Origin of the sequence: Paenibacillus sp. OK003 (assembly GCF_900109515.1) — a bacterium.
GTDB lineage: Bacteria > Bacillota > Bacilli > Paenibacillales > Paenibacillaceae > Paenibacillus > Paenibacillus marchantiae.
This window is the reverse complement of the sequence record NZ_FOBD01000025.1, coordinates 1-19,097: the sequence shown is the minus strand read 5'-3', so window position 1 is coordinate 19,097 and position 19,097 is coordinate 1. Positions and strand designations below refer to the sequence as shown.

Below are 19,097 nucleotides of genomic sequence, written 5' to 3'. Positions count from 1 at the left end.
CGAATTTTACAGGGCTGCGCGTACCCCAGCTTCCCACATTACAGTACTGAGTGTGGCATACTCCTGCAGGCTCAACGTTTCTCCTCGTCTTGAAGGCTGAATACCGGCCTGCTCCAACAGCAGATCAGCCTGTTCTCTGTTCTCCTTTGTGAAGAAACGAGCTTTCAAATTATTCGAGATGGTTTTTCTACGCTGTGCGAAGGAAGCCTGTACCACTTCGAAGAAATGTGCCTCGTCGGCAACTTCAACCGGCGGCTGCTCACGTACCTTTAACTTGATTACAGCCGATTCCACATTAGGCTGCGGAATAAAGACCGTGGGCGGAACAATACAGACCAATTCCGGCATACTGTAGTATTGAACCGCAATGCTCAGACTGCCATAATCCTTTGATCCCGGTGCAGCAGCCATGCGTTCGGCCACTTCCTTCTGAATCATGACTACGATGCTGTCTACAGGCAGCTTCTCTTCAAGCAGCTTCATCATGATTGGTGTCGTTACATAATAAGGCAGATTGGCTACAACACTCACTTTATCTACCTTTCCAAAATCCGTGCGGAACAGCTCAGCCAGATCCAGCTTCAGCACATCCCCGTGATGCACACGAACGTTCGGATAAGGTTGCATCACTTCACCCAGAATCGGGATCAATCTCTGATCAATCTCTACAGCCGTTACAGGACCGGCCACCCGAGCCAGACGTTCTGTGAGTGCGCCGATACCTGGTCCGATCTCAAGTGCACCCTTGGACTCGTCCAAATCAGCTGCATTTACAATTTTGTTCAATATATTTTGATCGATCAGAAAGTTCTGACCCAGGCTCTTCTTAAATGAAAATCCGTGTCTTTGAATAATTTCTTTGGTTCGTTTGGGGGTTGCAATCTCTACAGTTTCTTCCATGCCCTTCATACGCTCACAATCCTTCACGTTCAATTTGCGATAATGCTGCGGAGAACTCTTCCCGGGTAATCTGGAATACACTCAAACGCTTGTGGAACTGCTTGCCGTTGCAATATCCTATTCCCAGCAGATTGCCCATCTCCATACGACGTGCAGCAGCCTGTGGGTGCACAATCAGTCCCGCCGCAATCAGATCCTCCCAATCGATCAGACTGGGTGCGCCTTCATAAGACGTGTGTACACGTGCCAGTGCATGACGTATGGCCTCAGGTGAGGCGTTCTCCACTCCGATGTCGCCTTTACGCGTAGCATCTGCCTCCGGAATGAAGGCATGCTTGCAGCCAGGTACTTTATTGGCGATGATTTTCCGAATACGTTCACCCGCATGATCCGGGTCTGTCAGTACAATGACACCACGTCTCTCTTGAGCAAGTGCAATCCGCTTTAGAATGCGCTGGTTGATAGCCGATCCACCAGTCTCGATCGTATCTGCCTGAACCGCACGTCGAATGGCTACGGTGTCATCACGACCTTCTACCACGATCACTTCTTTTATCATGTTCCATTTCTTCCTTTCTAACGCAAAAAGAAGAGGAATATCCTCTTCTCTGCCAAACGGCGGGGGAGACTGAATTCAGACCCCTCCGCCGCATATTCCGCATGAATCATTCATGCTTATATTTTATAGCATTCCCATTTCAAAGTAAAACGATTTTAGTTCGCTTCCGGCTTCACCGGGCCAATCACATATACCGTCTTGCCTTTCTTCCGTCCGAAGTTCAGGGCATGCTTCACACTATCATAATACACATCAATTTTATGGCCTTTAATGGCACCACCAGTATCTTCCGCACGACGGAAGCCAAGGCCCTCGATATACACCCACCAGCCAATCGGAATGATTTTAGGATCAACCGCAATGGTACGTCCCTCGGTTACCCGAGTACCTGATGCTGTTTTTGTGCCGATACCGGGCTCTTCAGAAGAGTATGCTGTCATGGATACATTTTTCAACACTTTAGAATATTTAAAAGAACTGCCTGAGACGGTAATGACTTTGCTGCCCGAGGCAGCGGTTTTCTTCGAGTTCGAAGTTGTTGCTGTTTTTGTCGTGGAAGTCTGCGCCGATACCGTCTGAATCACTGGCTCTTTCACAACAGGTTTGGCTTTGGTACCAACGGCGATCACTTTATCAACGCGATTCGTTGCGACCGATTTACCGACCATTTTTTTGGAGACCAATTCTCCATCCTGGAACACCTTTTCAATATGCTGTACAAGTGTGCCTTCTTTACCGCTCACAACGACACGATTGTCGCCTTTGTACAAGCTAGGGTCAGCCGTTTTGATCACTTTATAAGCAATCGGCTGTTCCACGTCCACCGTACGCTTTGTTACCCGCACTACACGGATTTTCATATCCGCTTCAATAGTGGTTCCAAGCGCCGGATACACTTTGTCTTCACTTGCAATCTGAATACCTGATTTTTTAATCGCATCTTTTACCGATGAATCGGTTGTATACAGAGTCTTGGTGTCTCCGTCTGCCGTAATATTAACTGGAACGGCCCGCTCAATAACGATGCGGTCTCCATCTGTGATCGCCCCATTCAAGGGCATGGATACCTGATCGTGAGGGCTGACTGTGATTGACTGCTCCTCCAGCATTTCCTGAAGCATTCCTGTACGAGTCTCTACCGCTTGAGCTTTGCCATCAATAACCAGTGAAATTTGTTTCCCGGCCTGACCGTAAACGACTAACAAGATCATGATTGTAAGCGCAATTGAGAAAATCGCGATCAATGCCATTTGACGCAAGTTCTCATGCTTCCACCGCAACGCGAAAGACTTACTGGATGATCGTGACTCATGGGTCTCTTCTGGTTGGAATGTGCCCACTTCTCCGTCCTCCTTCATAGCCTCGCCGTCTAAAGTAATGCATGATGTCTTTGACGCGACTATACCAAATTTTCTACAGAACACAGATCGGACCAACATAATCCGGTTCTGCACCATGAATCAATCTTCGCAACATGATGTCATCCTCCTGAATACTTACCGTATGATGACCGTATTTCTTTTATTCAAAAACAAAAAAGCCAAAGAAAGAGTTTAAGAGGAACTCTTTCGTGGCTTCCGAATGATTCTGAATATCGGAAATTCATGCACGAGGTTGCCTCTCTTTTTCCGCTTGCGAGGTTAGCTGTCGGGTTCGGGCGAAAGAGAGCCGCCCTATCTCCGGTCATCCGCTCATGGCGGACGCCCTTGAATTCACCCCGAGACCCAAAGAAGAAATCAAATACGGCTTCGCAGATTCATACGCTGCTTTTGGGTCAGCGCATATTGCGCATCGGCTGCAATCACCGATGTTTAAGCCCTATTGGTTCCCCCGCTCTCCGTTAACGGAGACTCAGCGAGACTGATTCATGAAAGTAATGTTGTTTCATCGGAAAGTGTCCCTTTGTTCATCCCCCGAACATCTGTCCAATTTTCCGCACAACAATTCACTGAAAAGATGATATCCTGTTTCTATGCATGTTGTAAAGCGTTGTTCAAGTACGTTTTTCTAAATATTTGGTTAAAATATTGTAATATTCTTGATTTATTTGGATCAAAAAGCAAATTAACTCCGCCTAACTCACTTTTTCACCCGTTTTGCTCTATATTTTAACGAATCCCAAATCGTTCCATGGCATTTTTGGTCGTTATTGCTGCAATTTCCTCTACCGAAATGCCTTTAATTTCCGCAGCTGCTTCTGCAACCAGACGTACATGCGCTGTCTCATTTCGTTTTCCACGATAAGGGTGAGGTGTCAAATAAGGAGCATCCGTCTCGATGAAAAATCGGTCCATAGGAACCTTCTCAAGTACCTCTTTGGGCTGCTTCGCATTTTTGAACGTGATCGGTCCTCCGAAGGAAAGATGAAAGCCCAAATCCAGACACATTTTCGCCGTTTCCCAGCTGCCAGAGAAGGAATGCATGACACCGCCTACTTCTCCAGCCTTCTCTTCACGCAGAATTTTTACAATATCCTCATGCGCATCCCGGTTGTGAATGACAATCGGCATATTCAACTCACGGGCAAGACCAATCTGTTGTCGTAATACGCGATGTTGAACCTCTTTCGGTGAAGTGTCCCAATAATAGTCTAGACCAATTTCACCGATAGCTACCACTTTTTCATGCTTGCATAAAGATGCAATCCATTCCAGATCACCCTCCTGCATCGTGATTGCATCCACTGGGTGCCAGCCTACCGCAGCATATATAAAATCATAGGTTTCAGCCAGCTTCATCGTGGATGGAATAGTCTCCCGGTTAAAGCCAACGTTAATCATGCGACCAACGCCCGCATCCACAGCACGCTGAATCATTTCCTCGCGGTCCTCGTCGAATTGTGGTGCATCCAGGTGTGTATGTGTGTCGAACAACATCATGCTGTATATCTCCCTTCATGTCGAATAAACGACTATCTCTTTTTAATCCATTCTGCAGATCTTAGCCAGAACATAAATATTATTAATTTGAATCATTTTTTTACATTTCGTTCCATTAGTTCATTGAGTACAACATGTAGAGGAGACAAGTTCTTTCATATCTATATGTTGCTTATTTTTAGCCGCTGGGTTGTATTCTAATTACTCTGATTACAAAATTATGTCGATCTACATGTACTCTCCATTAAAGCAGATTACTGTATCATGAAAAATAGCTCTTTTCGAAAGCTTCTTTGCATCATGATTCTTGAACAGCATCGCACATCATTTAATGTGAGAAATAGGGGCGTATATGGGACGGTAATTCATGAACAATCGCATCCACCTTATTTTGCGGATAATACAAGTGATGCTTGCCGCGATGAAGACCACTGATTGAACGGACAATGTCGGACACCTCTGACAACTCATGTAACTTGTCTTGTCGGTCAAGCAGCAGAATCTGCTTGTCCGTGGATTCATCCGGACGAAACACATCATACGGATTATCCGTTGGAAAATCAATTTCCAGATCATACTCGGGATTAAGACCGGCTACAGTGAAGGCTTCCCGGATCTCTTCAATCATGTTTACGTCGATCTGTTCAATCTCTACATACTTATATAATTTGCGATCTATAAAACGTTCGCATAATTCACTAAGAACAGCATCGTCCTCTTTGCGCCACTGCATAAATGCCGTCTGAATCAAAGCTTCATCCAGTTGTAAATATTCATCCACCGATAGATCTCCATTGAATAACTGGGGCAGTGGATCAATCATGAAGCGGAATTGGAAACCTTGCTGTATGAGACTTTTCGCCCGCTTAAATATTTGTCGCAATATAATTTCCGAACTTCGGGTAACCGGATGAAAGTAAATTTGCCAGTACATCTGGTACCTGGACATCAAGTAATCCTCCACGGCGTGCATGCCCGACTCCTTAACTACGATTCGTCCGTGATATGGACGCAGCATACGCAGGATACGGTCAAGGTCGATCGTCCCATAGTTTACACCTGTAAAGTAGGCATCACGAAGCAAGTAATCCATGCGGTCCGCATCGAGCGGGCTCGTAACCAAATTAACGACAATAGGTTGCTCATATGTTTTTTGAATAACAGAAGCCACTTTCTCGGGAAAATCAGGAGCATACCGTCTTAAGATCGCCCCTACTTCGGTATCACCTGTAATGATCCGACAAGTCCAATCCTCATGATTCATATCAAAGGCTTCTTCTATAGAGTGAGAGAATGGTCCATGTCCAAGATCATGGAGCAATGCTGCGCAAAGGGCTACCGTTTTTTCCTCCTTTGGCCAATCTGAATAGTGACTTCTTTCGAATTGGGAAATAATCTTACGCGTAATTTCGTAGACGCCCAAGGAATGTGAGAAGCGGCTGTGCTCTGCACCATGGAAAGTAAGAAATGATGTTCCCAATTGACGGATTCGGCGTAAACGTTGAAACTCGGGTGTGTTGATCAACTGCCATATAATCGGATCTTGCACATGGATATAATTATGTACCGGATCTTTAAACACCTTTTCTTCCGTCAAACGCTGTTCCATGTCTATTCACTCCTTTAATATCATTTGTATTTGTCGCTTTTTCAGTATAATACCACCAAGGATTCGACATGTTTTGACGAATATTGTCGAATAAGGTAGTTTTGTCGTTTTCCAAATCGACAAAGCTGACATTGATGTTTAAATACGAAAAATGGCTTCTAACCCCTTACCACTCGTAATCTTGTCAAAAACAGCCTTTATTTTAAGCTAATTTTAAGGTTGACTGTTTTGGGAATCGTTGGTATGATGAGTATCATAAAACATAAAATAATGTCGAATAATGACAATGATCGTTAGCTGAGAGGAGCACTGATTATAATGATGAAATCAACAGGTATTGTAAGAAAAGTGGATGAACTGGGACGGGTAGTTATTCCAATCGAATTGCGCCGTACGCTCGGTATTGGTGAAAAAGATGCTCTTGAGATCTATGTTGACGGCGAGCGCATCATGTTGAAAAAATACGAACCAGCTTGTATCTTCTGTGGCAATGCAGAGAACGTTACTTATTTCAAAGGTAAAATTGTTTGTAACGAATGTATTTCCGAAATCCCTGCACCTGTGACAAAATAAGAAATATCAGGTATAATGGTCTTATTAAATTGTTATTTCTAACCTTTTTATATTCCTTGATCGCCTTCCCGGTGTGAACCCCACCGCTGGAAGGTATTTTTTTGCTTTCTTATTGGTTTTCACCAAAAAATCGAGCTAGGAGTCTGTTCAACTCCAAAAAGAGGAGCGGTGATGTTTGTAATATATTTTTTTCTCCGCTCTGCTCGTTTTTTTCATATTCCATTAAGGTTGGATCTAAGGTGCCTTTAAGGTTATATTCCCTATTCCAGTATATTTTTGTTGATTCGTTATCAGATTAACGCATTATACACATCTCGTTTCGTCAAACCCCGATCTGTTGCCGTTTTCTTCATCGCATCTTTCCGACTAAGTCCTTCATTCTCATAATGGCTCACATGATCCTCCAAAGACAACAGCTGCCACCAGGCTTCCCGCTCCGCCTTACGCTCCTCTTCCCTGATACCTTCTACAAGCAAACAATATTCTCCAAGTGGCGGATGTTCCTCAAGCCAGTCTATGCACTCTTGGATACTGCCTCTTGCGAACTCCTCATGACGTTTCGTAAGCTCACGTGCCAGTACGATCGACCGATCACCCAGAATCTCTTCGAGATAGGCCAACGTTTTGCGAATACGGTGAGGGGACTCATAAAATAACAACGTACCGTTGGACTCATTAAAAGCTTCGATCACTTTTCGCATGTCTTTTTTCTCCCGCGGCAAAAAACCGCCGAATGTGAAGCGCTCCGTCGGTAAACCGGATACGATCAGAGCTGATAACGCGGCATTGGCTCCAGGAATGGGAATGACCGTAATTCCAGCTTCCAGCGCAAGTTTTACAAGATCGGAACCAGGGTCCGAAATGGCCGGCAGACCGGCATCACTGACGAGTGCCAAATTTTTTCCTTCTATTATATAGCGTATTAGTTCAGGGCCACTGGCTGCCTTATTATGCTCATGGTAACTGAACAACATCGATGGTGTAATTTCAAAATGGGTAAGCAGCTTTCGGGTCTGACGTGTGTCCTCGGCTGCAATGATGTCACAGCTCTGCAATGTTTTAATTGCTCGAAATGTTATATCTTCCAGATTACCGATCGGTGTTCCTACCAGATATAGTTTACCAGCATCACTCGACTGCTCCGCGTAGCTCTTCTGAATATGCAATGTCATCTATAACCCTCCTTCCGTTGTCCGTTGTGCATGCTGTGCACCGTAATAGATGTCCATGATTTCTTCGCAGTATTTCCCCTCTTCATTGTAGACAATCAGTGGTGGAAGCATGCGTACCTCCGGTTTTCCATCCTTGAGTGCTTCAATCAACACCATATTGGCTTCCAAATGAGCACGGGGATGTACCATCCGAATCCGCTTCGGTTCAAGTTTATACTCACGCATCAGAGAGATGATCTCTCCTAAACGCTGCGGGCGATGAACCATGGATACTTTACCGCCATTGCGCACCAGTCGATTGCAGGCCTGAATGACTTCCTCCAGTGTACAACCGATTTCATGGCGTGCCATTGCCTGATGAGTGTTCATCTTGAGGTCACTTCCATTCAAGGGCATATACGGAGGGTTAACCGTTATCGCATCGTATACAGCATGGCCCGTTTCTTTCACGAGTTCACGCAAATCACCTTCATGAATCGTAATGGATTCTTCCAATGCATTCAGCTGAACGCTGCGACGTGCCATATCTGCCAATCTTGGTTGAATTTCAATGCCCTCCAGACTCGCCTGCGTCCGTGTGGTCAACAGAATGGGAACAACCCCATTGCCTGTACACAGATCAAGCACACGACCACGTTTCGGTACTGAAGCAAATCGGGCCAACAATACGGCATCCATCGAAAAACTAAACACTTCATCACTTTGAATAATCTTCAAATCATGAGAGAGCAAATCGTCGATGCGTTCCGAATCTTGCAGTTTTACTGATATTTCTGTCATATGATACACTCATCCTCCGGTACTCTATATCTCAGACAAGGTTCTTAACCTTGAAAAAAAACCGTAGGGGATCCCTACGGCCACTTCATTTATTCAAAAAAGACAGGCAGAACAGACAATCGCCTTCCGTCCGCAAATGTCCATAATAGACATTGCAGATATGGAATCCTTCGTGATACAACCGAGCCAGATTATCATACCCTTCACCTACAACATCTTCACCAGTAGCTGGACCCGCGGGCCTTGCTACCGGAGCGAGTGCCGATGCGATGGGCAAATCTGCCGGAGCTTCACGCTTCAGCAGTTTGCGTAACTGCTCATTCTCGATGGTAAGCCGCTGATTATCTTCAAGCAACTCTTTAACAATCATTTTTAAATCTCCTAAATCACTGTGCAACTGACCCAATTGGGTTTCCATTTCATGAATGTGTGTAAACAGATTTTTCTTTTCCAAGTTTCCACCCCGAAGCAACCTTTATGGTTTACTTGATAACGACGTCATCCAGCGGAAGTTCTTTGACTTTACTGATGTCGAACAGTTGAACATGGACTGTGCGATTACCCGCATTGATGCCGACAACTTTTCCTTCACCCAAAGAGGTGACGACCAACTTGCCTACAGCCGGCAATTCTTCCCTCACACTTTCATAGTTATCATGCTCAAATTTCAGACAACACATGAGTCTTCCGCACAACCCGGAAATTTTCGTCGGATTCAGTGACAGGCTCTGATCTTTAGCCATCTTGATTGATACCGGCTCAAAGTCTCCCAGCCAGGAAGAACAACATAATACTCGGCCGCAAGGTCCGATCCCTCCAAGCATCTTTGCTTCATCACGTACACCGATCTGTCTCAGTTCGATCCGTGTCCGGAAAATGCTTGCCAGATCCTTGACCAGCTCCCGGAAATCCACTCTTCCTTCAGCTGTAAAATAAAAAATAATTTTATTGCGATCAAACGTAAATTCCACATCGACCAGCTTCATTTTGAGGCCGTGGTCTTTGATTTTATTTAAACAAGTACCGAATGCTTCTTTTGCTGCGCGCTTGTTCTCATCTACGACACGGGCATCTGTCTCGCCCGCCACCCGGATGACCTTTTTGAGCGGCAACACCACATCAGACTCGCCTACTTCTTTCTTGCCAACGACAACCTTACCGTACTCTACCCCCCGCGCTGTCTCCACGATAACGCAGTTTTCTTTTTCAATGGGAAGGTCCAGGGGATCGAAGTAATAAATTTTGCCCGCTTTTTTGAAACGGACACCCACTACACTGTACAAAAAATTAACCCCCTCGTAAGCCAATCCCACTTCGTCTGAAGCCCTGTCTTCTTAGGGAACCCGCCGAAGTTATAACCGTTTGCATATGATTGGAACAAAATCTGTCCTCTCCCAGTCTTATGCCAAACCGATCAAAAATTGCTCCAGACAAAGCTGGCCATTGACATTGAAACGCAATTTTTTTCTGCATGCTGCGGCCATATCCATGTAGGAAACCCACTGCTCGGTGCTGCGGGTATGGGCCAACTGAGACAGCATGTCCAACTGATCTATAAAAACGATATGTTCATGCCTACCATACTGGACATACAGCATATCCCTGAACCATAAATGGAACAGGCTAAGCATCGTATCCAGGTGTTCTGAGAGTCCGGTTTTAAAAAGCTTCTGCTGTGCAGAGATCAATGAGGTACTTCCTCTACCCAGGGACTCCTTCCCTAATTGTAACATTACGTTTCTAATTTCTGCAAACCAATTCTGCTGGAGAATTTCTCTACATGCTTCCAGTCCTGACGCTAAATGGACGGCAGAGCGAGCCAGATTGGCAGGGTGCCCTTCCGCAATCAGCGATTGCAGCATCTCTTCCGGATTCAGTGCACTGAAAGGAACCAATTGAGAGCGTGAACGAATAGTCGGCAGCATCGCCTGTCCATTATCCGTAATCAAAATGCCTACCGCGGGCACCTGTGGTTCTTCCAGAAACTTCAGCAAGCTGTTGGCCGCTTGGACAGTCATTTTCTCGGCCTGTTCGATAATATATACTTTGGGATGCCCCGCCTCTGATCGGTACGAAAAGATACGCTGCAGATCGCGAATCTGATCAATTTTAATGTTATTCCCATCCGGTGCAAGCATCGTTAGATCCGGATGATTTCCATGTTCCACCTTACGACATTCAAGACACTGTCCGCAGGCATCATCTTCAAGCTCTGTACAGAATATCGCTTTCGCAAATGTAATCGCCGTCTGCAATTGTCCACTGCCGGATGGTCCGCTAAACAAGTAAGCATGACTTATGGCCTGACGTCTCAAACTGCTCTGTAACATCTGCTTGGCTGCCTGCTGACACATAATTTGTTGAAAGGACATACTTCCTCCTCAGAAGCTTAAGTTAATAAGCATTCCCCGAATTTCTCCTACTTGCTGTAATAGCGTAATCTTGCCTTCCTCTGTCTCCAAAAGCTCGTCAGCCATAGATAACAAAGCAGAGTCTATCTCATCAATCAACTTGTAACGCTTCCCTCTTCCACGACGATCCCATCCCCGAGTCTCTTTCATAGAAACACCGCGGCGGACCGTTTCCTCCAGAAATCTTTTTACAAGCTGCTTGTATGCTTTCAATTCACGAATGGTCATGGAACGAGACAAACGGTCACCCTGCATCTGGATCTCACTTAATCGGCGGGTAAGTTCAGCCTGTGATGCCCGTTCACCCTGGTGATTCATCATATCAGAGAAATTTTTGGATTGAACCGGTTTGGAGCCGGAATCGGAAGAACTGAGTCCACTCTGCATCGGTCGGAATCCAGGGTTGATTTTCATGAAAACGCCTGCTTTCTATCTTAGTAGGCCTATCGCCCATCAGCACAGTGCGCGCTGCGCCTGTGCGAGGAGGAGACCTTATATACTTGCTGCATCATACTCTATATATAATAGTAGTTAAATATCACCATATGGATTGGGTCTATTCGTTGATTAGTCAACCTCTGTCCGAAATAAGATCTTCCCAGATCGAAAAGTTTTTTTCGGACAGAGAACACAATTCCTGATAACAAGAAGGACGCTCCATTAGATTTATGCAAACTGCATCATTAAAAATGCTCGAATCGATCTACGGGGAGAACAAACACGGTAGCTCCGCCTACTTGAACTTCGACAGGTAGCGGCAGGTAAGAGTCGGTTGTTCCGCTCATCGGAGTGACCGGAGTCACGAGCTGTTCACGAACCTTACAGCTGCTGCGAATGACGTTCATTACGGACTCGACTTGACCATCATCGACACCGATGAAAAACGTCGTGTTGCCTGCCTTCAAAAATCCACCGGTACTGGCCAATTTCGTAGCCCGAAAATTTGCTTTGACCAATGCGCTGGATAATCGGTTGCTGTCTTTATCCTGTATAATCGCAACAATCAGTTTCATCCTGCATAACCTCCTTCAGATAATAAACACCTTGTGAAATGCCCTGTCTATATATTAGACAATTACTCGTCAAAATCCTTCAAAATCCCTGTCTCAAGCGACAAAATCATTGCTGCCAAGACCTCTTCTTGCTTTTGAGAAGCATCGATGACTTTGATCCTGTCAGGAAACTGTTCCTTCAGTAGGAAATAGCCTTCACGCACTTTGCGGTGGAACTCCAGACTTTCGAGATCCAGGCGGTTAACTTCACGTCCATCGTGGGCATCAATACGAGCGAGACCTGCTTCCGGCTCGATATCCAGATACAGTGTGACGTCCGGCATCAGTTCACCTATTGCAAACCGATTAATGGCCCAAACATTCTCTACGCCAAGACCACGAGCGTATCCTTGATAGGCCAGACTGCTGTCGACAAATCGGTCACAGATAACGGTCTTCCCTGCCTTCAATGCAGGCTCCACCTTCTCCGCCAGATGCTGGCTGCGTGCAGCTGCATAGAGCAGCGCTTCGGTTCGTGCATCCATTGCCGTATGAAGAGGATTAAGGATGATAGCACGTATTTTCTCCGCAATTTCAATCCCGCCAGGTTCCCGAGTAACTACATATGGTATACCCTGTTCTTCAAAGTAAGAACCTAGCTTGCTGATCATCGTTGTTTTGCCCGATCCTTCTCCCCCTTCCAACGTAATGAATTTACCTCTGCCCTGCATATGCTTCCCTGCTTTCTATATCGATAATTGCTCCTCATTGTGCTGCGATAATTACAACCTCGATCCTCTTATACTCCAGACTATGAATTAGCCCGCCCAGAGGTGTATGTTCACGATCACTCCGTAGATTGGTTCGAGTTTGGTACAAGCTTCTTATTATAATACTATACATGATCCCACGTTAACGGTCAGCTATTCTCCAATATTTTCGATAAGGCACATAGGCTGTTCAGCCGTAAATCAGCCACACCCATAGAGGGAGCATGACAGAGCCGGCAATAGCACTGACAATCATCGATACGGAACTCAGCGCTACCGCATTCTCGCCATACTCAAAGGATCTTGCCATGCCCAGTGCGTGGGAAGCCGAGCCGAGTCCGATTCCATACGCATTTTTGCTGCTTACTCTGCCCGATTTCAATATCATGGGTCCCAATAATATCCCCGAAAATCCGGCTATCATCACAAATAACGAAGTGAAGGATGAATTTCCTCCTACCTGATCAGCCAGTTGAATGGCAACGGGTGTCGTAATGGATTTAGGCAATAATGCGATAACGATATCTTGCGGATAACCCAGCAGCAGTGATATGGCAGCCCCTGTGGACATGCCAACGATGCTTCCACCCAAGGTCCCCCCTAATATCGGAATAATATTCCGTTTCAATACATCAAGGTGCTTCGCCAAAGGGAATGCCAGGGAAACCACGGCCGGTCCCAATAATTCCTGTATCCATTTGCCACCAAGCATGTACGTATCGAGCTTAATGCCGGAAATGAGCAAAATCAGTACGATTACAGCCGTTGCCGTCAATACAGGCATAAGAATCGGCCACTTCAATCTTCTATATAAATGAGTCGCCGGAATATATATAGCCACGGTCAGGGCAATCATTCCGATTCCGAGGATGAATGCGAGCATGAGATCGCCTCCTTCTTACCTGGATGCGTCGATCTCCACGCCATGAGCCATTCACTGATTTTCGCAGACAACAGACAAGTAATTAATGTACTAACGATTAACCCCAGAACAAGCAGCAGCGTATTGGCTCTAAAAAAATCAAAATGATTGATAATGCCCACCGTGGGAGGGATAAACAATAATTGCAAATTCGATTGAAGCCAGGATGATCCTTCTTCGCCCCAGCTTATTCTGATCCAGCCCAGTTGAATGACGATGAATAGAAGCAGCATCCCGACAATACTTCCTGTTAACGGCAGATGCAGTAAAGCCTGAATCAGGTTTCCTATCCAATAAAACCCGTACATCAGTAAGACTTGCAGGACTATTCCCGTATATTTTTTTAGCGGAATATCCAAGGTTTGTTCCCTTCTTTCTTATGTCCAGACAACAATGATGTCTTAACTTGTTTGAGCATTTTGCATAAATCCAAAGAGCCTGTTTCAATCAACAAAGTTATATATCCGAAATGCTTATTCGTCTATAGATTGTACCCGTGGTTGAATCGAATCAAATGAAGCAAAACGCTCATTTTAATGCTGGTTGACTCCTCAAGTTCCTTGGCATGCTAAACTCCATTATTCCCGGATGATTTTCAATGATTGCAGCGAAGTATCCGATACACCGTGGAACCTTGCTCCTTCGTCTCTCAGCAGCTTAATTCGTGCTGCCATAGCCGCGCTTATTCGCTCACCAGCGTAAACAAGAGGTATGCCAGGTGGATACGGAATGACCATCTCCGCCGAGCGAAGACCAATACAGTTTTCGATGGAAACCTCTGTTGTATCCTCCTCCATAATCGTCTGCAATGAGAAAGGGATAGGCTCCGAGAAAGGAGTTCCTTCTTGAAAATTGTTCCACGTGGAAATATAATTTGCAGAATCTTTTGTAAAACGCTGTGAGGCTGAAGGCAGTGAACGAGCCTGCTCATTTGCAAGGCTGATTTGCTGTAAGGCCTGCAACAGGTGCTCGGCATCGCGCAGCGTCGAGCCCAGGCTAAAGAGCAGGACGACGTATCGTTCGTCGCTCATTTCGGGCACGCAGCCGCGCGCTTCCAGCTGCTGCTGCAGCCCATAACCGCTCAGCACCCCTGTGCCGTCATAGATGACGGCCTTGAACGGGTCCTGAGCGGTGTATCCCGCGGCTGAAGGCAACGCCGCCGCGGGCACTGCTTCAGGCCGCCCTGGTGAACCAGCGGCGGCCTCGGACTTCCCGCCAGCTGCCGGCTTCGCCCCGGCTGGCGGCTCTTGCTGCAGCAGCTGCCCCGGCTGCAGCAACCGAAAGCGCGGCAGCTCCGCGAGGCCGCGCTTAAAGGCGTCCACGGCGGCAAGCCCCGCCGTGAAGGCATTCGCGCCCTGCGTATGCAGCAGGCGGCGCGCCAGATCAAGCGAAGCCATCACTGGGTACGATGGGCTTGAGCTTTGCACCATGGCCAGACGCTGACGCAGCAGGGACCGGTTTAACCGTGGTCCCTGAACGTGCAGCATGGCTCCCATGGTGAAAGCAGACAGCATCTTGTGGGTCGACTGCACCACACCGTCTGCTCCGCAGGACAGTGCAGAGGCTGGCAGCTCCGGATGCTGCCCATAATGCGCGCCATGCGCTTCATCCACGAGCAGCGGCATGCCTGCCTCATGGCACACCTCAGCGATGGGCTTCAGATCAGCGCCCATGCCGTAATAATTGGGCAAAGTCACAAGTACTGCCTTTGCCTCAGGATATGCCTGGACAGCGGCCTGCACCGTCTCTAGCGACGGCATCACCGCCAGTCCACTCGCAGGATCAACCCATGGCTCCAGGAATACAGCCCTTGCGCCTGCCAGCATCAACCCGTGAATGACGGACTTGTGCACATTGCGCTGTACCAGTACAAGACTATTAGGTCCATTACATACGGTCAGCAACAAAGACAAATTACCAGACGTACTACCTCCAACAAGGAAGAAGCTCTCCTCTGCTCCAAAACAATCCGCTGCCAGCTGCTGCGCCTCCAACATAACCCCTTCTGGATGATGCAAGTCGTCCGTCCCCGAGATTTCCGTTACATCCATCCGCATCATCTCCAGAAACGCATTCACCGGTACAATATCTGCTTCAGATCCGCCAGTTCCATTCTCAGTATGAACCGTCAGCCCGTGAATTTCATTACCATGCCCGTGTTCCTCAGCTTGTCTGAAGCACTCTTCCCCATCTGTTAATGAACAACCTAAAATTTGTTTTCCCTTTGCCTCACCCTCATTACGGTGAATTTCACCGGCTTCCCCATCTAACTGCTGCTGGTCCGCTTGCTCCAGTAACCTCCGATAGACTTGTCCGTTCTTGTGCCCAGGTACATGAAAAGAACGCTGCCCTGAATCACGATACGCAAGCAACGCTTCATATAAAGGTGCGGTATTTGATTTATGCTCCATTGAATAATCATCCTGTACATTCATAAATTTTGATACGGTTCATACCAATGCTCTCCCTATAACAACAGAGACCTTTCCACGCATGTTTCTATCCTACGATCTGCTGTATTCAAAACGTGTAGTAGAAGCACTTCTTCTTTCATTATATCAGGAATTGTCCAGCCCCCGTGCAAACCACCGTTTCCACCGATGCAGCATCATCATATCCAGTCACCCCATGGGTGCTTATCATGTCCATTTTCCCCTTCTTATTTCCCTGATAGAAACAGAAAAAGGCCCCTAGGGCCTCTATGCACATTGATACAAATCAATGTGATGTTTCACTAATATGATTTAACGCTCTTTATGCGTTCTTTTGCACCCAAATCTGCTTCATCTGATGGATAAAATAATTATACTTGGCATCCTGTGCATCCGTATGAACCATTTCTGCTTCGCAAGCGTCACATATAAATTCAGATACAATAAAAATGCCTTCTCTTTTGGTCTGTTCGCAGATAATGCATGTGTGTTCGGCGTGTCCTTCCATCAACCATCCCACCTTGTTTTACGTATTACTATCAGTATTGCACAGTTTCTATTATTTTAAACCTTTTCATAGTGCTTTCTTTCTATAAAATATATATATTCGCCTGCCCCTCTATGGGTGTCTGTACCGAAAACAAACATAAGAAAAATGCCTTTGGTTCTATACTTCAGCGAAACAGCCCGCATTTGTTAGCCATTCTCCTTACCTTATAACGTATCTATAACCTCGCAGACCTGCATTTCTTCTATTATATGAAAACCATGATTGGACAGCCATTACAAGAAACATTGCCTCGCTCCATTGTATTTTTCATGTGATTATCTGCTCCCCCTCCTATGGCTATAAAAACTTATATTCTATAATCTTAAAAAAACTTGGATTTTCAGCCGATATATAATACATCACCATTCCGAGCCTGACAGCCAGATCGTTCGAAGGTATACTTGTATAGGATTAACCTACTTCCATATCTTGTACATCAATCTGGAGTCCATTCAAGGTTCATATACGTCTCTGCATCATCCATTTCCTTATTAATGAAAACGAATACCTATTACAAATGAACGTGATCCCAGAAGGAGGATTTGTAATCGTATGATCGCCGAACCGGAGAATAAAGCAACCTTTTATCAATACCGGCTTCTGAAAAAAAAGGCCATTGCCCGCAGCGTGATCTTTAGCTATCTGTCTTTGCCTGTCATTATGCTTTTGTTTAATCTGTTAGCATTCTCCTGGACCGGCCTCTTCTACTTTATCCTGGCAGGACCGATCACACTATGGATTCATTATGTCATTGCCAGAACCATATTACTGCTGGTCCGTACCTCCTATGCACGTCGTTGGCGCTGGAATCTCAAAATGCCTTGGTTCGGCTATATTCCAGACCAACATTTCAGCTACCGCATGTTTGTCCGGGTCCACCTCAATATGAGCTGGATTGGGCTATGTATCATTACCGTCTGTTTAATATGGTCACCCTTGTCCTTCACCCTATCTTTGATTTTCTGGCATCTGTGGCTGCTTGTACCACGTCTATATGTTGTACTTGTTCTTTCACGCGAACGTAAGGACGGGCTTATCAAATTAAATGAACAAGATGTCTCCTACTACCTGCAATAATTGTTCACCTATCCTTTACCTATAACCTTGCCTAACGCAATGTATAGTTGAAACCAGTAATACATAAAACGCTATAACTCATCCATACCTTCTATTCAAACTGACGCAACCACTCCTATGACACTCTTCCTTGATTACTGCGTCATGCTTCCAAATCCTAAAGGTTATCCACAGTGGATAACCTTTATTCATTTCCCCTCCCTTTCTCCCTTATCCACAGCATGGGTATAGTTAAAATGGTTATCCCCAACGCAGTACATCCATTTCCGTTCTGCCACGCCCTAGCTTGTTGAATACCTTTTCTGATATTGAGTACGTAGTAGGCTTATAACATGCTTTATTTCGGTATCTTCTCGCCTCTTCCATGTTTACTTGCTCTATAGACGACTGAGACCAGCCTCTACAGGTACCTACTATCTTTGCTATCTATGCTCATGTCTCCTGTGTGAGTGCTGAAGCCTGCCTCTCTACAGCTCCTGGTTAAGTTACCGCCAAAAGAAAACCTCCGAACGATTCATTGCTCATCTAATATGATTCATGACAGACAAAAATAAATACAAAAAGCTCCCGATCAGAGATCGGGAGCTTTACTATCATACGGACCATTACACCGTTAATTGTCGAACCATTACATCAAAACACAACTTATTCAGTCATCATCATCCAGTGATTTTACTGTCGTCTGGGCAGCTTCACTTTTCGGAACCATCACCGTGAAGAACCCATCATGTACAGCTAGATGTACAGTATGCCCTTCTTTAGCAAATACACGTAGGGAACTTGAGTCATTGGAAGTACTCTTGGCTTGCTTTTCTGTCCATCCCCAGCTCTTAATCTCGTCTAGATACACCTCAGGAATACTAGTGCTCTCACTAATACCAGATAGCGTATATCGAACATAATCCATATCCGAATTGTTTTCAGACTGGTCAGATTTATTCGCCACTTTAGGAACCGGGAAACCCTTCTCGTTTACCGCTCCTTCATAAGAAGTCCATGCAGATCCTGCTTCACCGCATCCTACAAGCACGCCTATCAGGCCGAGCAAGAGAAACGAATGAAGAACTAGTCTTCGCCAACTTATCACACACACCCTCCTTTTCACAGCTGCACATTCCAGCTCTGTGGTCAGGTACTTTTAGCATATTTAACATAGTCCTATTATACTGGTTTAGAATGCGTTTTCCGTAACAAAAATGTTACCTTCATTTCAAGACTCTTTTAAGGCATTCATTTACCCTCTTTTGAAAGTCAATCCACCCTCTATTAATAGCTGCTTCCAAAGCCAAAACTCCATACACCATCAACTAGCTACTCCTACATTTATGTTTATAAACAAATAAAAACCACCACCGAATAACATCGGCAGTGGTTCTTTGCTTGGCGGCGTCCTACTCTCCCAGGACCCTGCGGTCCAAGTACCATCGGCGCTAGAGGGCTTAACGGTCGTGTTCGGGATGGGTACGTGTGG

The 19,097-nt window shown here is 45.8% G+C and carries 20 protein-coding genes, 1 rRNA gene and 1 riboswitch; of the genes, 2 read left to right on the top strand and 19 right to left on the bottom strand.

Annotation, left to right across the window (positions count from 1 at the left end; all coding sequences use genetic code 11):
• Positions 1-6: 6 nt before the first annotated feature.
• The 5 genes from rsmA to BMW94_RS27290 form a co-directional block, all read right to left on the bottom strand.
• Positions 7-909: a 16S rRNA (adenine(1518)-N(6)/adenine(1519)-N(6))-dimethyltransferase RsmA gene (gene rsmA, locus BMW94_RS27310; RefSeq protein WP_091001848.1), complete on the bottom strand. Its 903-nt coding sequence runs from the start codon at positions 907-909 to the stop codon at positions 7-9.
• Positions 910-913: 4 nt separating this feature from the next.
• Positions 914-1,459, bottom strand: coding sequence for a ribonuclease M5 (gene rnmV, locus BMW94_RS27305; RefSeq protein ID WP_091001847.1), 546 nt, complete (start codon positions 1,457-1,459; stop codon positions 914-916).
• A 155-nt stretch (positions 1,460-1,614) separates the two neighbouring features.
• Positions 1,615-2,799: a 3D domain-containing protein gene (locus BMW94_RS27300; RefSeq protein ID WP_091001846.1), complete on the bottom strand. Its 1,185-nt coding sequence runs from the start codon at positions 2,797-2,799 to the stop codon at positions 1,615-1,617.
• Positions 2,800-3,072: 273 nt separating this feature from the next.
• Positions 3,073-3,326, bottom strand: a riboswitch (cyclic di-AMP (ydaO/yuaA leader).
• A gap of 241 nt (positions 3,327-3,567) precedes the next feature.
• The gene (locus BMW94_RS27295; RefSeq protein ID WP_175382525.1) at positions 3,568-4,338 is read right to left on the bottom strand and encodes a TatD family hydrolase; all 771 of its coding nucleotides are present in this window, start codon (positions 4,336-4,338) and stop codon (positions 3,568-3,570) included.
• 328 nt (positions 4,339-4,666) lie between these two features.
• Complete coding sequence (locus tag BMW94_RS27290) at positions 4,667-5,947, bottom strand: HD domain-containing protein (protein ID WP_091001845.1); 1,281 nt, start codon at positions 5,945-5,947, stop codon at positions 4,667-4,669.
• A 318-nt stretch (positions 5,948-6,265) separates the two neighbouring features.
• On the opposite strand from BMW94_RS27290, the gene BMW94_RS27285 reads away from it, so the two are divergent.
• A complete protein-coding gene (locus BMW94_RS27285; protein ID WP_024633700.1) occupies positions 6,266-6,520 on the top strand; it encodes an AbrB/MazE/SpoVT family DNA-binding domain-containing protein in 255 nt (84 codons plus the stop codon).
• A gap of 290 nt (positions 6,521-6,810) precedes the next feature.
• Here the strand turns inward: BMW94_RS27285 and rsmI are convergent, their stop codons facing one another.
• The 12 genes from rsmI to BMW94_RS27225 form a co-directional block, all read right to left on the bottom strand.
• Positions 6,811-7,692, bottom strand: a complete 882-nt coding sequence (rsmI, locus tag BMW94_RS27280) for a 16S rRNA (cytidine(1402)-2'-O)-methyltransferase (protein WP_091001844.1) — start codon at positions 7,690-7,692, stop codon at positions 6,811-6,813.
• On the bottom strand, positions 7,693-8,472 hold the full coding sequence (locus BMW94_RS27275) for a tRNA1(Val) (adenine(37)-N6)-methyltransferase (protein ID WP_091001843.1): 780 nt from the start codon (positions 8,470-8,472) through the stop codon (positions 7,693-7,695).
• Between the two features lie 85 nt (positions 8,473-8,557).
• Positions 8,558-8,926, bottom strand: coding sequence for a DNA replication initiation control protein YabA (gene yabA, locus BMW94_RS27270; protein WP_091001842.1), 369 nt, complete (start codon positions 8,924-8,926; stop codon positions 8,558-8,560).
• 28 nt (positions 8,927-8,954) lie between these two features.
• Positions 8,955-9,755 carry a PSP1 domain-containing protein gene (locus tag BMW94_RS27265; protein WP_024633696.1) on the bottom strand — a complete coding sequence of 267 codons (801 nt, stop codon included), beginning with the start codon at positions 9,753-9,755 and terminating at the stop codon, positions 8,955-8,957.
• A gap of 117 nt (positions 9,756-9,872) precedes the next feature.
• The gene (gene holB, locus BMW94_RS27260; protein WP_091001841.1) at positions 9,873-10,844 is read right to left on the bottom strand and encodes a DNA polymerase III subunit delta'; all 972 of its coding nucleotides are present in this window, start codon (positions 10,842-10,844) and stop codon (positions 9,873-9,875) included.
• A gap of 9 nt (positions 10,845-10,853) precedes the next feature.
• A complete protein-coding gene (locus BMW94_RS27255) occupies positions 10,854-11,297 on the bottom strand; it encodes a YaaR family protein (RefSeq protein WP_024633694.1) in 444 nt (147 codons plus the stop codon).
• A gap of 269 nt (positions 11,298-11,566) precedes the next feature.
• Positions 11,567-11,896: a cyclic-di-AMP receptor gene (locus BMW94_RS27250; RefSeq protein ID WP_091001840.1), complete on the bottom strand. Its 330-nt coding sequence runs from the start codon at positions 11,894-11,896 to the stop codon at positions 11,567-11,569.
• Positions 11,897-11,958: 62 nt separating this feature from the next.
• A complete protein-coding gene (tmk, locus tag BMW94_RS27245) occupies positions 11,959-12,606 on the bottom strand; it encodes a dTMP kinase (RefSeq protein WP_091001839.1) in 648 nt (215 codons plus the stop codon).
• Between the two features lie 229 nt (positions 12,607-12,835).
• Positions 12,836-13,528 (bottom strand): LrgB family protein, encoded by a 693-nt coding sequence (locus BMW94_RS27240; RefSeq protein ID WP_091001838.1) that lies wholly within the window; start codon positions 13,526-13,528, stop codon positions 12,836-12,838.
• Positions 13,498-13,926 (bottom strand): CidA/LrgA family protein, encoded by a 429-nt coding sequence (locus tag BMW94_RS27235; RefSeq protein ID WP_091001837.1) that lies wholly within the window; start codon positions 13,924-13,926, stop codon positions 13,498-13,500. Before BMW94_RS27235 ends, BMW94_RS27240 begins: the two co-directional genes overlap by 31 nt.
• Positions 13,927-14,145: 219 nt before the next feature.
• Positions 14,146-15,978 carry an aminotransferase class I/II-fold pyridoxal phosphate-dependent enzyme gene (locus BMW94_RS27230; RefSeq protein ID WP_091001836.1) on the bottom strand — a complete coding sequence of 611 codons (1,833 nt, stop codon included), beginning with the start codon at positions 15,976-15,978 and terminating at the stop codon, positions 14,146-14,148.
• Between the two features lie 343 nt (positions 15,979-16,321).
• A complete protein-coding gene (locus BMW94_RS27225) occupies positions 16,322-16,507 on the bottom strand; it encodes a sigma factor G inhibitor Gin (RefSeq protein ID WP_024633689.1) in 186 nt (61 codons plus the stop codon).
• Positions 16,508-17,101: 594 nt separating this feature from the next.
• On the opposite strand from BMW94_RS27225, the gene BMW94_RS27220 reads away from it, so the two are divergent.
• Complete coding sequence (locus BMW94_RS27220) at positions 17,102-17,626, top strand: hypothetical protein (protein ID WP_063568461.1); 525 nt, start codon at positions 17,102-17,104, stop codon at positions 17,624-17,626.
• Between the two features lie 649 nt (positions 17,627-18,275).
• Here BMW94_RS27220 and BMW94_RS27215 read toward each other — a convergent pair.
• Together BMW94_RS27215 and rrf are read right to left on the bottom strand one after the other, a co-directional pair.
• The gene (locus BMW94_RS27215) at positions 18,276-18,713 is read right to left on the bottom strand and encodes a hypothetical protein (RefSeq protein ID WP_079697642.1); all 438 of its coding nucleotides are present in this window, start codon (positions 18,711-18,713) and stop codon (positions 18,276-18,278) included.
• Between the two features lie 291 nt (positions 18,714-19,004).
• Positions 19,005-19,097, bottom strand: a 5S ribosomal RNA gene (gene rrf, locus BMW94_RS27210); the annotation flags it as partial.